This is a genomic window from Bradyrhizobium ingae (assembly GCF_055791185.1).
Window position 1 is genome coordinate 483,421 of sequence record NZ_JBVUBB010000002.1, and the last position, 13,753, is coordinate 497,173.

The following is a 13,753-nucleotide window of genomic DNA, read 5'->3' on the forward strand; positions in this document are numbered from 1 at the left end:
CGAAAGCCGAAATCGACCAGCAACGGCGTGACTATGAGCCAAGGGTGCGAGAACGCATGCGGACTTTCCGATGGGGAGTCTGGGGCTCATTTCTATTTCTTTTGACTGCGGTCATCTCCGCAATGCTTGCTACAGAGCTGCCTTGGCAGGCGTCGCCCGCATCCAAAATTTGGCTGGGAGGCGCCTCCATTTTCGTCTTCGCCTGGTCAACGCTGGCTCGCCTTGGGAGGAGCGCCACATCGATCGGTGGCAACACCGCCCTTGAACGGGTGGATCTTCGAGTTCTATGGATCCTCTATTGGATCGGAACGCTACTCGGTATGCTAGCGCTAATCTGAGTTAGTACGCAGAAGCAGCGGCATGCCGCCTGCAGCCCTACCCTCTCGCCGAGTAATCCGCGAGCGCTATCTGATGCATTGTAGAACATCCTAGTCGAGATTGCGCGGCTGCCTTGCGCCGTTCCTAGCGACACTGGCTGCCGCTAGAGTATCGCGCCGCGCTCACACCAGATCACGCATGGCCTTAATCAGGTTCGCGATCACTCTCGCCTGAGCTAACGATCCGTCCCAGGATGCTCGCAGCGCTTGCCGTATTTTCTTCTCGCCCAGAGGGCTCACAGCCCCTCTCTCGAAGATACGAACGTCGGCATAGGCGGCTAGCTGACGGACCCGCTCGGTGGGCCTCCTAAACTCGCCGCGGACGATCCGACTTACCCACGATTGCGTCAACGAAACACCGCCACGCAAAGAGGCTCGCTCCGCGAACTCTGCTTCGGTGAGATCGTGCCGCGTCATGAAGCCGCGAAGATCTCGCCCAATATCACTTGGTTTTCGCATTCTCATATGCTGATTTTATTAGCATATTAGCATAGACTGCGCTAGAGTGAATTCATGTTTGAATCGACAACCTCCTCGGAACGAGGCAACGCTAAGCGCCTAGCTCTCCTGATGCGCGATGTTCACGCCGGAGACCGGATGACTGCGAACGCCTGGTTCGATCAAATCGCACGAAGATCGGCGGCCTCCAGCAATGTCGAGGCACAGGAGCTTCCGTTCCAGCGATGGTACCGATTCAAGGAAGCGTTCAGTCCAAGGTTTGTATCGACTGCTGTCGCGTCCTTATCCAAGCGACCGCGAGTGTGCATCGATCCGTTCGGGGGATCGGGAACGACATCCCTCACTTGTCAGTTTCTCGGCGTGAAGCCGATTACTGCCGAGGTGAACCCTTTTTTGGCCGACCTGATTGAAGCAAAGCTCCAACGTTACGACCTTCCGGCGCTCGTGCGCGACTACGTCAAGCTGGAGGCCGCGATAAAGGCCTTCAAAGGCCCGACTAGCTTCATGCTCGACGGCGCGCCCGATACGTTCGTCGAGCCAGGTGTCAATGGGCGCTGGATATTCGATAAGACTATCGCCAGGCGACTGCTGGTCCATCGGGAGGCCATTTCGGGACTATCATCCGAACCTCACCGCCGGCTTTTCCGTGTCCTGCTCGGATCTATCGCAGTGCCCCTCAGCAATGTCGTGATCAGCGGCAAAGGCAGGCGGTATCGCGGAAATTGGACGGCTCGCGAAACGAAGCCCGACCAGGTTGACCTTCTTTTCCGTAAAGCAGCGGAACAGGCGATTCAGGATATTTCTTACTATGGCAGGAGAGCAGAACAAGACTATCTCCTGATGCGAGGCGATTCTCGAGAGTTGGTGGGCGACGCCCCCGAAGCAGAGTTTTCCTTATTTTCTCCGCCCTATCCCAACTCTTTCGACTATACGGACATTTATAATGTCGAACTGTGGTTGCTTGGCTATCTAACCTCTACCGCGTCGAACCGCTCGCTGCGCGAGTCCACGCTTAGGTCCCACGTGCAAATCAAACGATCCTACGCTGGTGAGGTCCCGCCCTCACCGACACTGAAGAAGACGGTCAAGTCCTTGGAACGTCATGTAGGGAGGCTCTGGAACGACGACATCCCCGCGATGGTTGGGGCCTATTTCAGCGATATGGCGAATATCATGCAAGGCCTCTCGAAAAGCATGGCATCCCAAGCTGACATTATGATGGTGATTGGCGACAGTCGGTACGCCGGCGTCCGGGTCGATGTCGCAGCGATTTGCGCTGAGATTGCGCCAGCTTTCGGCTTCTCCGCCAAATCAGCTCGACCGATTCGGGCGATGCGCGCGAGCGCGCAACAAGGAGGAAGTCAGATACTCAGTGAGACGCTGCTTCACCTCCGGCGCCAGAAGCGCTCCCCTTCGAGATAGCGAGCTGCGCCTCCTGTAGAGCTTCTCCTGAGCGATACATAAAATACCGCTTGTTTCTTACTTCGCGCGTAGCGGCAACCTTTTGTACCTCTGGTATATCCACATCGTCCTCGCGAGCATCGAAACAGCATAAATAAGCCACGCTGGCGAAATAGTCTTTACGATACAGGTCCGCTTGAATGACGCCCTTGCAAGCCCACCATTCGTTGAACTCTGCACTGACTTTTACGCGGCTTCCTTTGCGTCGCCGATGGCTTCGAAGTACCTTGACCTCGACTACGCCCGATCCTGTGGTGAGAACGCTCGGGGTCAAGTAGACGTCCATCCTCCCTGAGCTCGTTTCGACTTCAGTCAGCACACTCCCTCGAGCGAAATTCACATCCAGCGCCCAAGCCAGCGATTTGCTGATTCTGTTTTCAAGCCGGTCGACCGTGATGCCATTGTCCGCGCTGCTCCACGGAAGCAAGACACTGTTCGGCGTGCGCGTAAACGAGGCGTGGAAGTTGGCCAATTCTGTTTCCAGCCGGTCGAGCGTCCATGGCGCGTGTTGGCTACTCGGCTTGATGATGATTGAGCGCGTCGCGGCACCCGGACGATTTACGATCAAGTTTCTCTGGGATGGCTCCAACACGCCGTAAACGCGGTCATGGCAGCCGCACCCCGAAACCGCATCGAAAAGAGACTGGGCGTCGGTCACTACTCCCACCTCCACGACGACGGCCTGCTCGAAATTCATGGTGGCGAAGATCAAACGCCCGGTAATTTCATTTCCCTTTTGGTGCCTGAAAGCATCGTACTTTTTTCCGACAAGCGTCGTCTTAGCGAGCATCTCCAGATCGTCGATGATCGAACGTGACAGCACAAACGCATATGGCTTCGAGTCCGAGGCCGTATCCTCGTGACTATCAAGCCACTCGGTCACGTAGCGCTGAAGTTCATTCTCGAACGCCAAGTGATCAGTTTCCGGGTCAGACGGCGCCGGAGTACTTCCCGCAAGGGGTGCCTGCTTTACGACGGCGATGGCCTCCGCGTTCATCCGATTACGAACAGAATTTAGCTTCTCGTCAGGAGGCATGCCGCTGCCCCTGACGGTGCTTCCAAGCCTGCTCCAGGTATTGCAGGTACCTGCTCAATCTCAACCGACGGACCGAAAGGTCAATGGGACTTGAGACGACAACGGAGGCTGCAGGAGCCAAATTATCGTCACCTTCTCCGAAGCGTACGGCGGAATTCTCTGCCACCGCATCATAGTTCACATCGACTAAGGCAGCACCGTCACGATCGGACGCTTCGAGACCCGCGAATGCGAGTGCAACCTCTCTAAGGTAAAGGGCTTTAGGGCGTACGGTTTCGATAGAAATAGCCTCATCGACGACCCGCATGCCATTCTTGTGAAGGCTATAGTTCGCGGAAATCCAATATCCGAGGTCATCCTTGACTGGTTTCGAGCCGGTCGCCCTGACCATTCCCTGAGCTACGAGGCGCCCGATATCGTAATGCACCGCCGGAAAGAACGGACCTCGCCGATACTTAAGGATGTAACCATCCGGAACTAAGAGATCGTACACCGGCGCCAAAGTATTGGCGAGATACACTAGGCGATGCAGCCTTTCGACCGATAGCGGAGATATACCCGAGCGCTCGCATGCGTCGAGCAGCAAGAGGATCCACATTCTGGGTACTAGTATCGCCCTGCCTGACTGGTCCGCCATACCTAACGCCCCAAGGCGGAATTGAAGAGTCGTTTGTAGTAGGCTCGATAGTTCCTAAGAGCGGCATTTGGCGCCGCCAGCTCGAGGAGGTTGATTATTCTGCTAAGCCGTTCGGCTCGTGGTACAGCTGGCGCGACTACGGCCTCAGCGACCCGCTTCCGACCCAATTGTGGGATGGCGGCTGAAGTCTTGTCGATTTTTGGGGGCTTGAGTGCCCCGAGCAGCGCGCCCAACATCTCCTCGTTGTTGAGGTTTGTACTCGCGATAAAGACGTTTCGGCGCTTCGGATCCTCCGCGTACTGCCGGAATGCTTCACCGGCCTTGAATACAAACAAGCTATCGAGGCTGGACTCGGGTGTCTCCAAAACAAGCATGGAATCGGACTTCCCCCCGGTCACTGTTGCGATTAGAGCGAGCCTGAAGGCAATATCCAGGAACTCGCGTTGCGACTCCGAGACCGCGGACGCGTCATCCCTGGCGCTCGGGCTCTGGCTAAACACCCCAGAGGTCATCGCCACCTCAAAATACGGAAAGTCGAATTTCTTTCCCTCTTGCCCGATAGCGCGAGATTCGTTTTCTGCGATCAATTCGCAGTGCTCTGCCAAAACCATCCCGGCAAACTGCCGGAAACGCTTTCTGATTTCCTCCGTCGCTTCCTCGATCCGAGCCTTTTGTCTCCCGACAATCCGTCCATAGCGCCCTTCCCACAAATTGCGTTCGGCAAGTGCTTCGTCCATCTGTTTTCGGCCCTGAGCGATCGATGCGCGAAGCGCCTCAACCTCGGCTTCATCTGGGATGGCAACGGGACCAAATTTTGTGAGCTCGTGACGCAGCCTGCGGATTTCCTCACGGTCACCTTCGCGACGTTCGACAAGCTGGGCGTATTCCTTTTCAGCGTTTTCAATCGCAGCGGTCAGAGAAGAAATACTTACCCGAAGCTTGTCCACCGAAACGCGAAGCCTACCGAGCCTTGCTTTGCTGAACTGCGCCGGCTTAACAACGTTTTCCTGCTGTTCCTCAGCCGAATTGCAGATCGGGCATCGATGCTGATCAAGCTTGTCGCGGAGATAATCAGCAGCGTTCGACGATTCATTTCCGCAGACGAAGCAGGCTCCGCCGCCAAGAAGATTCAAAAAGACGTGGCGCGCAGTTTCGCCGAGATCTGGAAATAGATGTTGATAATGCGCTTGCTCTTCGTGCTCGACAGCGCTGCGAGCCTCCTGCAGGTCCAGCAAAGCCTTTTCGCGACTCAAACGAGTCGTTTCTACATTGCGTCTCGCTTCCTCAATTGCGGAAGCCTGCTCCAGATCTTTGGCCTCCGCTTGAGATAGCGCGACTTGTAGCATCCGGTATTCGGACGCTTGCGTCTGACCCAAAGCAGCCTCCAAGTCGGCTAGCCGCTTCGTGTCATTGTTTACAATAGTCCGCATCGTACGAAAATCGCTGTCAGCCGACTGAGCGCTGTCGTAGGCCTCCGACGCGCGCCTAGCCGCTTCCGTATCAAAAAGAAGGACCCTCATCATATCGAATTGGGAACGGCGGTCCCATATGAGCTCGATCCGGTCCTCAAGGTAGAATACGAGGTATCTCAAGATCGCGTAGAAATCGAAATAGGTCGCCGCTCCCGACAACGCTAAGATCGTGCTTTCATATTCTTCTTGGGACGCTTCTATGGGCTCACCATCAAGCGACAGCGATACAACCTCTAGGTTCGTGAGCTTGCGACGTACCGTCACAGCTCGTTTGCCGAACTCGATATCCACCTCAACAGTTGCCTTCACTGCGCGGTCACTGACTCGTTCGCGGAAGAAACCCTTCTGACGCCAGTCGCTGAGCTCGTGCTTTGAGCTTAGAAGCCCCGCGTCGTCACGCTTGCTCTGATCGTAGGGCCCGATCAGAGCTCTATAGAGCATTGCGAGAAGCGTAGTCTTGCCCAGCCCGTTGATACCGACGATCGCATGCACACCGCGGTCAAAACGGTGCGATATTCCAGACGACTTGTCGTTCTGGAATAACTCGTACCCCTGCACCTCTACTCGTCGGATGATTGGAAATTGAATCACTCTCGCGAAGACCCGCGAATTGCGCTGCCAGCCACCGCTCCCCCCTTCGCTGCCCGATTCCCACTGCGACCTAACTAGATATCATTCCGCAACGGGATAGATTTCGCAAGCATCAGTTGAGCCACTTGGCGAGGTAGACTTTAGGCTGATGTTACCAGTTGGCAGGGTGGACTCGTCGTCCATGGCACCGCGAAGAGGGCCATCGGACGCGATATTGCGATCCAATCGTCGCTCTCCGGGCCAGTGGCTTCAACAACGGGCAAGCAATGTCACTCTGACAAAGGGGTACTCGCTGTTCTTCAACTCCGGTGCAGTCCCATGATAGTAAGGCACGCTCGCTATTTGGAGATGTCGATGACGAGAACGTTTGAGGTGTTTGGTCCTTTCGAAATCGATCGTGTCAAGGTTTTTCAGGTCGCGTGGCAAAAGGAAGGATGGGAATACGTAAATCGGACTGCGGGGGGCAGGCTGTCTGACGCTATCGGAATCTATATCTTCTCTTTGCGGAATGGCCGTAGCTACAAGCCAATTTACGTCGGCCTTACGACCAAACAAGGATTCAAAAAAGAGGTCTTCAATCAACGCAATTTGCGCATGATTTCGCAGATCGATAGTCGCAACGGTTGGATGAAGGGCACGATTTGTCTTCACCTTCTCGGAAAAAGGAAGGAGAAGCAGGTTGGGTTTGCCCGGCCACGCAAAGATTGGATGCAGGCTTTGGAGGCACTGATGATATTCATTTGCCGGCGGAAGAATCCCAACCTGCTAAACCGGAAACACACAGCATGGCTGGATGGGGTTGGAATCGGCGGTATCACTTCGGCCGCAGCGACGCGCGGCAAACCGTCCAACGCGATCAGCACTTTGCGCAACGCTATGGATTGGTAACCGTTCGTGAGCCGCACCAAGCCCGCGCCAAGCGCCTCCGATACAACCAGATCAGTGGGTTGATCACTGACACGCGCTGTTGTTAGGAATTTGGCCAGTACTTATACCGATTGGGAAACAGATTGACGCCGTTGATTGCGTCATCGACAAGCTTCGCCATCACACCCTTCCGTAGCCCCCACCTGTGAACTGTGAGCCAAGCATAGGCGTCAGCAAGCTGGATCAAACGCGAGTGGTGTGATTTAGAGAAGTGGACCGTATCGACGACGGTCTTAATGTCGATGCCGTGCGCCCAAGGCGTGCCTCGCGCCCGAAATTGCGCGAAGTCACGGACCATGTTTACCGCCTCGGCGTCGTCTTGGTCACCAATTAGAACGCATGGCCTATCCCAGACGCACATCTGCACTCTCTCGACGAAATGTGCAAACGCAAATTCTGCAGCTTGGTCCGGATTGTAAATCTTTGCACTGTCTATGGCCGCAAAGACTTTGGCGACATACTGGTTTTCCCCAATGAGCTTGGCTAGCCGACCAAGGATTGTCGCGCGCTCAGCCATCGACTTACCGCGAAAGTTGTCCTTGGCCCTGTAAATCGAGTCAGCATGAAATTCGGTTTCTTTTGTCAGCTCTCGCGAGCCGAACAGCTCGACCGCCAAATCCGTCATCTGTCCTTCGACAATACCGATTTGGTCCATTGGGATGACGAGGCCCGCGACCAGGTAGTTGTCCCTTCCTTGCTGACGATCAGCCTTCACCTCGTCGAAATAGCCGACATACATTCTCAATCCGCCTTAGATGAAAGTGTGCTTTGGCTTAGACCGCAGAAAAATTGGCTGCCGAAGGCCGCTCGATCCTCTCTTGGGTCCCGCGCTCGATCGCGAGAGAAGAGCGATCACCCGCTGCTAAGGATCCCGAAACAGAATGATGGGGTCAATCCCGAGCGCAGCCGAAATTTGTTCAAGGGCGTCAACCGTCGGCGAATTTTCCTCGCGTTCGATCATCCCGATGTAGTTGCGGTTCAAACCAGCGCGATCGGCCAATTCCTCCTGGGAAAGGCCGCCTTGTTTCCTTAGGCGCCGAAGATTTCTGGCTACCAGCCGCCGCAACTTCATGCGGCAAGACGGCACAAAACGTTACTTGATCTCCACCTAGTATACTAGGTATTATCGGCGGATCTTAGGGTGACTCAGATGGCCAATGCGCTAGCTCGATCGGTCGAACCGTTCATCGACCGTGTATCATCTGGCCAAGCTTCTACCGACGGCAATTTCTTTCGGGTCGGCTATCGCACGGAGGGAATGGGTCACGCTCTTTCGGCAATCAGCCTACCTGTCCAGATTCTCGAAGAAGAGATCGCCTCAGGTCTACAGCTAGTCATCAGGGTTAGCCCCTCTGGCGAGGTGATATCCCAAATTCTCGGATCCTCGGGTTTGGCCTTGTTAGGCCCGCGCGTGACCGCCTCTATACACGATTTAGTTTCTCAAGCCGTTTGCAAGGACAACCTTCATCTGGAGGAAGCATCTGCAAACGAACTGTCCAATCTCCTCACAACACTCGAATTTGCTATCGAGCATGTGAGGACTGCACTCGCCCAGGCGAATACCGAGGCCCATCTTGAGTGTTAGCCGCGAAGACCGCTAATCGTATCGATTGCCTGACGGTGATTCTGCGTCAGATTTTTTCCTTCCTCTCTTGAACGCCGAATCGCTCTCGAGAAATGCCTCAAGCATGAACGGTATCAGTTCAGCCACTTCTTCCTTGCTGCCGTAGGTTTCAGCATAGAAATCAGCATACTCTCGCAACCGCTGTGCAAGTCCCGGCGTAAATACAACGCCCATCTTCACCGGCGTCCGATCAGGCAGTTTCGCAAGCTTCATCTCTCACTTGCCCTTCGCTACCGTCTGAACGTCCTGGTACGGATTCAGCACCAGATCCTTCGAAACAATCACCCGCAGGGGCCAACCTGGCCGCACCGTGATTGTCGGCTGCACATCGAGCTCGCGCTCCACCAGGCGCTGCCCCGCCCGATTGGTCGTTTGCTGCGTGCTTTCCCGCAACGCCTTTACAAGGTCGCTCTCGTCGTTGCCGATCGATAGCTGTGTTCCCACTCCGATCAGGGTCGCCAAGGCCACGCCCTTAAGCAACTGCCAGGTATGGAAATCAACCTCATCCTCAAGCCCTGCGTAGCCAGCTACGTCGGTCGCCGGAAGGTTCTCGATCACGATTGAGTTTCCGTTTGGTAAAATGAGCCGCGACCAGACGACGAGCGCCCGCTTCTGACCAAAGGCGACCACGCTATCGTACTTGCCCACAATCCTTGTCCCCTGCGGGATCAAGAGATGCTCACCTGTGACCGTGTCATAGACGTTCTCGGTAACCTGGCCGATGGTCGCCCCAGGCAAGTCTGAATTCAGACCCGTGACGAGGCTCGCCGGGATGATGGATCCCGCCATCACCGCGTAGGTGGATGGTGCTGCTTTAAGCGCATGGGGATTGGTGGTCTCCGTGTCGGCTTTCGCTCCCGCGAAGGCTAGCTTGCGCGCCTGCGACGAGGGAATGATCTCGCTGGAGCGGTCGATCATCGCCTGCGCCGTCTTCGCGAGTTCCGCAGCAGATGGACCGGTATCGGGAGTTGAAGGCCGGAATGCTGATGGAGCAGCAGCCGGAGCTTCGGTCGCGCTTGCCTGCTTGCGCTTGTCCTGTTTCTCCGACAGGCGGACGAACAAGCCCGACTCCTTTGCCTGCAGGGCGACCCGCGTCTGCCGGATCCGCTCAGCCCGCTCGGCGTCTTCCTCCGGGTTGGAGCGGAAGCCAGAGTCCGATGCTAGGCCAGCCTTCTTCTCGTTTTCGGCAAAGGCCCGGCCAATATCCCCAGGCGACGGCGGTCCAAGCCGCGGCGTCGATGGCGGCAACTCCTCATAGGATTTTGGCAGCTTGCTCAAGCCCTCGGCCGTCTGCTTGCGGTCGGTGTTGTAGAGCTCCGTCCGCTCCGATTGCTTGAAGGAATACGGCCGGAGCGCAATGAGTATCGCCCCACCGACGAATAGGGCCGCGACAGCGCAGCCAATCATGAGAGCGCGCCTGTTGAGGCGCCGAACCGGCCGCGGCCGTGCCCGCAATTCCAGCGGTTCGGGATCCTGATCCAAGCTCGTCATGAGTTGCCCCCGGCACTGAAGGTCTGCGACACGGGCCGCGCATCGATACGGATGATCCTGACGATGCGCTGCGGATTTTCGCCGAGACGAAGTTCGGCGGCGCCGAACATCCGATCGACGATGTAATAGGATCCGCGGACCCGGTAATTGACGAGGTTCGGCCGGCCATCGGCTCCGGCAACAAAAAGCGGCGGCGCCTCGCCTTGCGACAGGCCGGACGGCATCTGGATATAGACCTTGCGGCCGTCGTCGAAAGCGCGCACGGGATGCCAGGGCGGATCGTCTCCCTCAATGCGATAGCGGAAATTCAAGCTATCGAGCCGTACGCCACGATCGGCGGTTCGCTCCTCGCTTTCTTGGGCTGCGACATTCTGCTTGTGGAGGGCGACGAGCGTGTCGGTCGGATAGGTCCATGAGATGGACGCCATGTAGGTCTGCTTCGTCGAGACGAGCTCGAGGTGATAAGCTCGCCGATCGGTCAGGACCACGAGGTTGGTCTGAATATCCGGCAACGTCGGCTTGACCAGGATGTGCACACGCCGGGTGGCACCCTGCCCGCTCAAGGTGTCCCCGACCACCCAGCGAACCGTATCGCCCGTGGATACGTCGATCAGTTCCTCGCCCGGTTGAAGTGCAATCGTCGAGACCTTCTCGGGGCTTGCATAGAGCCGGTAAAGCGCGCCTTCAGTCCAGGGATAGACCTGAATGGCGTTGATGTACCCGGCGCGCGTCGGCTCCATCCTAGCCGCCTTGTTCGCCTTGGCGATCGCCTGCTCCGGCGGTAGTTTTTCCTCCTTGGTGCCCTTTGCCGGAAGCGGTTTCAGCTGGCCGGGCAACGGGAGGACCTTCGGCGTCTCGACGACTTGCACCGGCCCCGGCGGATCGGCCTCTGGAAACCCCTTCTCGAAAACCATCTCGTCATAGGGCGCTTCGAGGTTGAGCTTGGTGGCGCATCCGGCAAGCCCAAACGACAAGGTAAGAACGCTGGCCGACGCGAACTTGGTGAGGACTTTGGAATTCATTTGGCGTCTCCGATGAGGTCGCGCGACCAGTTGACGGAATGGACGTAGAGGCCGAGAGGGTTCTTTCGCAGTGTTTCGGCATCCGCGGGCGGCTTGAGAACCGTGGTGACGAGCCCGGTGAAGCGCTCTGTCTTTGCGATCGTGCCGTTCTCGTAAGCGTTCTCTTTCCACCGGATCTCGAAGCTGTCGCTCGACGCACGCACCACTGACGTGACTTCAGCCGTCACCGTTTTAGAGCCGATCTTCGTGAACGGGTCCGCTTCTCGCGCGTAATCGTTCAAGGCCAGCGCGCCGCGGTCCGTTACAAAATCGTAGGCGCGCAACCAATTCGCTCGAACGATGACCGGATCAATCGACAACGAGCGCACGTTCTCGATGAATCGTGCGAGAAAGTGCGCAATCTGCGCGTCTGACGGCTGGTAGGCTTCGAGTGCCGGCCCGACTGCCCGCACTTCGCCGAGCCGGTCCACTTCGACAACGTACGGCACAACGCCGGAGCGAGCGATCTGGGTGAAGATCGTCAAACCGAGGACGCCGGAGAGGCCGATCGCCGCCAGGGCCGCCAAGCGCCAGTTGCTTGCCTGCACGCGGGCAGATCCCACCCGCTCGTCCCAGACTTGGGCTGCCTTCTGATAGGGCGTGACCGGCTCTGGCGTCTCGCCATAGCGAACAGACACGCGCTGAAAGGGATGACCTGCCATATCTTACTCCTCCCCCAGCTTCGGACCCGAAGAATGCCCACCTTTGTCACCCTCCTTCAGTGTGTGGACAGCCATCTGGGCCGCTTCTCTTGCGTGCGCCCGTCCTGACGAAGCCGCGGCACGCCCCGCACCTGAAGCAGCCGTTCCGCTTGATGCGCTACCTGCACTTGGACTTGAGAGCTGATCCGCGGTTGAGGCCCGGGCTGCCGTGCCCGCAGCCGAGGACGCTCCGCTGAGCGATGCTGCGGAGCGAACCGCAGCCACTGAGCCGCCTGCCGCAATGCGCAGCCCGCCAGCGGCTACCGCTCCGCCGCCGATCGCGATTGCCGCAGCCCCCGCAATCGTGCCTGCCGCCGCGCCGGCGCCAAGCTGAGGCGCACCTGAGACCAATCCCGCTGCGATTCCTGGGCCGAATATGCCGAGGCCAAACAGCGAAAGCGCCGCCAACAGCAAGCTCATGGCCGAGACGATGTCGACCGGCCGCGTCAACGTGCTTGCGAGCTGTCCAAAGATGGTGGAGCCGATGCCGATGATGATCGCAAGAACCATCACCTTCACCCCCGAAGCGACGACGTTTCCGAGGGTCTTTTCCGCCAGGAACGCGGTCTTTCTCCACAGGGCGAACGGCACCAGAATGAAGCTCGCGAGTGTCGTCAGCTTGAATTCGATCAGCGTGACAAAGAGCTGCACCGAAAGGACGAAGAAGGCGAGCACGATCAGGATCCAGCAAAACAGCAGAATCAGGATCGTGGGCAGGTTGGTCAGGACATCAAAGCCCGAGAACTGGCCGGTCTCCTCGAGAAGCGGATGAGCAGCCGTAAAGCCGGCGGAGGCTACAAAACCCGGACGCGCCAGGTCGGCGGCGCTTAAGCTCCCGCCGGACGCCTTCAGACCGATGGAGGAAAACGATGCGAAGACAATATCGGCCAGACTCTTGAAATTGCCGATGATGAATGCGAAGGCGCCGACGTAGAGCACCTTCTTGGCGAGCGTGACCATGATGTGGTCGTCCGCGCGCATGCTCCAGGCAAGACCGGCAAGCGTCAGGTCGATGCCGATCAACGTTGAACTCAAGAACGAGACGTCACCGGACAGGAGACCAAATCCAGAGTCGATGTAGCGGGAGAAGGTCTCGGTAAAACGGTCGATAACGGAGAGATCAGCCATGGTCCTTCCCTCCTACTTGCCGCTGCTGTAGGCATGGCCATCGCCGATAAAGCGAGTAAACCGCTCCTTGGCGGCAGCCGACGACGCTTGCTGTTCGGCAGCACGCAATGTGTCCGCGCGCGCTTGAGTCGCCAGGAGTGCCTGGGTCTGCAATGACTGCTTGATCTGGAGGCCTAGCAGCTCGTTACCGGACTGCTGGGCCTGTAGCGAGCCGACCGCGGCGGACGAATTTGCCATTAGGGTTCTGAGCGTCTGGCCGTCCTGATCCAGAGAGCCGACGATGGCCGACTGAAGTGTGAGCGACTGCTTCAGTCCGTCGTAGCTGTTGTCCCACCGCGACGTCGCGTCCTGCACCATCTTGTCGGACAAAACAGCTGCCGCATATTGACGAGGATAGAGCCGCTCGAAATCCTGCTGGGTCTTCTGAACATCGAAAGAGATGTTCTTCGCTTGACCAATCAGGGTGTTCATCTGATTGACCGTCGATGTAAGCTGACCGACCACGCTTGTGGGCAAGCTCGTAAGGTTCTTGGACTGGTTGAGCAGGGACTGCGCCTGGTTTTGCAGGCTCCTGACCTGATTATTGATCTGCTCGAGCGTGCGAGCGGCTGTGAGCAGATTCTGGCCGTAGTTCGATGGATCGAAGACGACGACTTGCGCTCCGAGCCGTTGGGATCCGTTCAGGGCAACGACGAGGGCAAGCGCTACAACTGCGGTCACCTTCAGAGATGGGCACGCGACAGGCGCGCCGAAAATCTTCAGCATGGATAGCTCCTTAAACGTTGGGA

14 protein-coding genes are annotated in these 13,753 nt (G+C 57.4%); 3 read left to right on the forward strand and 11 right to left on the reverse strand.

Going from position 1 to position 13,753, the window contains the following annotated elements:
- Positions 1-890: 890 nt before the first annotated feature.
- Positions 891-2,258: a hypothetical protein gene (locus ACV1FX_RS04855; protein ID WP_473116407.1), complete on the forward strand. Its 1,368-nt coding sequence runs from the start codon at positions 891-893 to the stop codon at positions 2,256-2,258.
- On the opposite strand, the gene ACV1FX_RS04860 is transcribed toward ACV1FX_RS04855, so the two are convergent.
- The 3 genes from ACV1FX_RS04860 to ACV1FX_RS04870 form a co-directional block, all read right to left on the reverse strand.
- Positions 2,206-3,333: a hypothetical protein gene (locus tag ACV1FX_RS04860; RefSeq protein WP_473116408.1), complete on the reverse strand. Its 1,128-nt coding sequence runs from the start codon at positions 3,331-3,333 to the stop codon at positions 2,206-2,208. The genes ACV1FX_RS04855 and ACV1FX_RS04860 overlap by 53 nt on opposite strands.
- Complete coding sequence (locus tag ACV1FX_RS04865) at positions 3,323-3,853, reverse strand: hypothetical protein (protein WP_473116409.1); 531 nt, start codon at positions 3,851-3,853, stop codon at positions 3,323-3,325. Before ACV1FX_RS04865 ends, ACV1FX_RS04860 begins: the two co-directional genes overlap by 11 nt.
- A gap of 119 nt (positions 3,854-3,972) precedes the next feature.
- The gene (locus ACV1FX_RS04870; RefSeq protein WP_473116410.1) at positions 3,973-6,000 is read right to left on the reverse strand and encodes an AAA family ATPase; all 2,028 of its coding nucleotides are present in this window, start codon (positions 5,998-6,000) and stop codon (positions 3,973-3,975) included.
- Positions 6,001-6,387: 387 nt separating this feature from the next.
- Here ACV1FX_RS04870 and ACV1FX_RS04875 point away from each other — a divergent pair, with 387 nt between their 5' ends.
- Positions 6,388-6,921 carry a hypothetical protein gene (locus tag ACV1FX_RS04875; protein WP_473116411.1) on the forward strand — a complete coding sequence of 178 codons (534 nt, stop codon included), beginning with the start codon at positions 6,388-6,390 and terminating at the stop codon, positions 6,919-6,921.
- Positions 6,922-7,003: 82 nt separating this feature from the next.
- On the opposite strand, the gene ACV1FX_RS04880 is transcribed toward ACV1FX_RS04875, so the two are convergent.
- Both ACV1FX_RS04880 and ACV1FX_RS04885 read right to left on the reverse strand, forming a co-directional pair.
- On the reverse strand, positions 7,004-7,699 hold the full coding sequence (locus ACV1FX_RS04880) for a DUF3800 domain-containing protein (protein ID WP_473116412.1): 696 nt from the start codon (positions 7,697-7,699) through the stop codon (positions 7,004-7,006).
- 123 nt (positions 7,700-7,822) lie between these two features.
- Positions 7,823-8,032, reverse strand: coding sequence for a helix-turn-helix domain-containing protein (locus ACV1FX_RS04885; protein ID WP_473116413.1), 210 nt, complete (start codon positions 8,030-8,032; stop codon positions 7,823-7,825).
- 78 nt (positions 8,033-8,110) lie between these two features.
- Between ACV1FX_RS04885 and ACV1FX_RS04890 the strand changes: the two genes are divergently transcribed.
- Positions 8,111-8,545, forward strand: a complete 435-nt coding sequence (locus ACV1FX_RS04890) for a hypothetical protein (protein ID WP_473116414.1) — start codon at positions 8,111-8,113, stop codon at positions 8,543-8,545.
- A gap of 12 nt (positions 8,546-8,557) precedes the next feature.
- On the opposite strand, the gene ACV1FX_RS04895 is transcribed toward ACV1FX_RS04890, so the two are convergent.
- The 6 genes from ACV1FX_RS04895 to trbJ form a co-directional block, all read right to left on the reverse strand.
- Positions 8,558-8,797 (reverse strand): DUF2274 domain-containing protein, encoded by a 240-nt coding sequence (locus tag ACV1FX_RS04895; protein ID WP_473116415.1) that lies wholly within the window; start codon positions 8,795-8,797, stop codon positions 8,558-8,560.
- 3 nt (positions 8,798-8,800) lie between these two features.
- Positions 8,801-9,991: a TraB/TrbI/VirB10 family type IV secretion system protein gene (locus ACV1FX_RS04900; protein ID WP_473116416.1), complete on the reverse strand. Its 1,191-nt coding sequence runs from the start codon at positions 9,989-9,991 to the stop codon at positions 8,801-8,803.
- A gap of 80 nt (positions 9,992-10,071) precedes the next feature.
- Entirely contained in the window at positions 10,072-11,097 is a 1,026-nt protein-coding gene (gene trbG / locus ACV1FX_RS04905; protein WP_473116417.1) for a P-type conjugative transfer protein TrbG, read from the reverse strand.
- Positions 11,094-11,798, reverse strand: a complete 705-nt coding sequence (gene trbF, locus ACV1FX_RS04910; RefSeq protein WP_473116418.1) for a conjugal transfer protein TrbF — start codon at positions 11,796-11,798, stop codon at positions 11,094-11,096. The genes trbG and trbF overlap by 4 nt, the downstream gene beginning before the upstream one ends.
- Positions 11,799-11,801: 3 nt before the next feature.
- Positions 11,802-12,965, reverse strand: coding sequence for a P-type conjugative transfer protein TrbL (gene trbL, locus ACV1FX_RS04915; protein ID WP_473116419.1), 1,164 nt, complete (start codon positions 12,963-12,965; stop codon positions 11,802-11,804).
- A 12-nt stretch (positions 12,966-12,977) separates the two neighbouring features.
- The gene (gene trbJ, locus ACV1FX_RS04920) at positions 12,978-13,730 is read right to left on the reverse strand and encodes a P-type conjugative transfer protein TrbJ (protein ID WP_473116420.1); all 753 of its coding nucleotides are present in this window, start codon (positions 13,728-13,730) and stop codon (positions 12,978-12,980) included.
- Positions 13,731-13,753 lie beyond the last annotated feature (23 nt).

Excerpts from the sequence above, each read along its gene's own strand:
- ACV1FX_RS04885 (WP_473116413.1), bottom strand. The coding sequence starts at position 8,032 with ATGAAGTTGCGGCGGCTGGTAGCCAGAAATCTTCGGCGCCTAAGGAAA.
- trbG (WP_473116417.1), bottom strand. The coding sequence starts at position 11,097 with ATGAATTCCAAAGTCCTCACCAAGTTCGCGTCGGCCAGCGTTCTTACC.
- ACV1FX_RS04875 (WP_473116411.1), top strand. The coding sequence starts at position 6,388 with ATGACGAGAACGTTTGAGGTGTTTGGTCCTTTCGAAATCGATCGTGTC.
- ACV1FX_RS04880 (WP_473116412.1), bottom strand. The coding sequence starts at position 7,699 with ATGTATGTCGGCTATTTCGACGAGGTGAAGGCTGATCGTCAGCAAGGA.
- trbF (WP_473116418.1), bottom strand. The coding sequence starts at position 11,798 with ATGGCAGGTCATCCCTTTCAGCGCGTGTCTGTTCGCTATGGCGAGACG.
- ACV1FX_RS04860 (WP_473116408.1), bottom strand. The coding sequence starts at position 3,333 with ATGCCTCCTGACGAGAAGCTAAATTCTGTTCGTAATCGGATGAACGCG.
- ACV1FX_RS04895 (WP_473116415.1), bottom strand. The coding sequence starts at position 8,797 with ATGAAGCTTGCGAAACTGCCTGATCGGACGCCGGTGAAGATGGGCGTT.
- trbJ (WP_473116420.1), bottom strand. The coding sequence starts at position 13,730 with ATGCTGAAGATTTTCGGCGCGCCTGTCGCGTGCCCATCTCTGAAGGTG.
- ACV1FX_RS04900 (WP_473116416.1), bottom strand. The coding sequence starts at position 9,991 with ATGATTGGCTGCGCTGTCGCGGCCCTATTCGTCGGTGGGGCGATACTC.
- trbL (WP_473116419.1), bottom strand. The coding sequence starts at position 12,965 with ATGGCTGATCTCTCCGTTATCGACCGTTTTACCGAGACCTTCTCCCGC.
- ACV1FX_RS04855 (WP_473116407.1), top strand. The coding sequence starts at position 891 with ATGTTTGAATCGACAACCTCCTCGGAACGAGGCAACGCTAAGCGCCTA.
- ACV1FX_RS04890 (WP_473116414.1), top strand. The coding sequence starts at position 8,111 with ATGGCCAATGCGCTAGCTCGATCGGTCGAACCGTTCATCGACCGTGTA.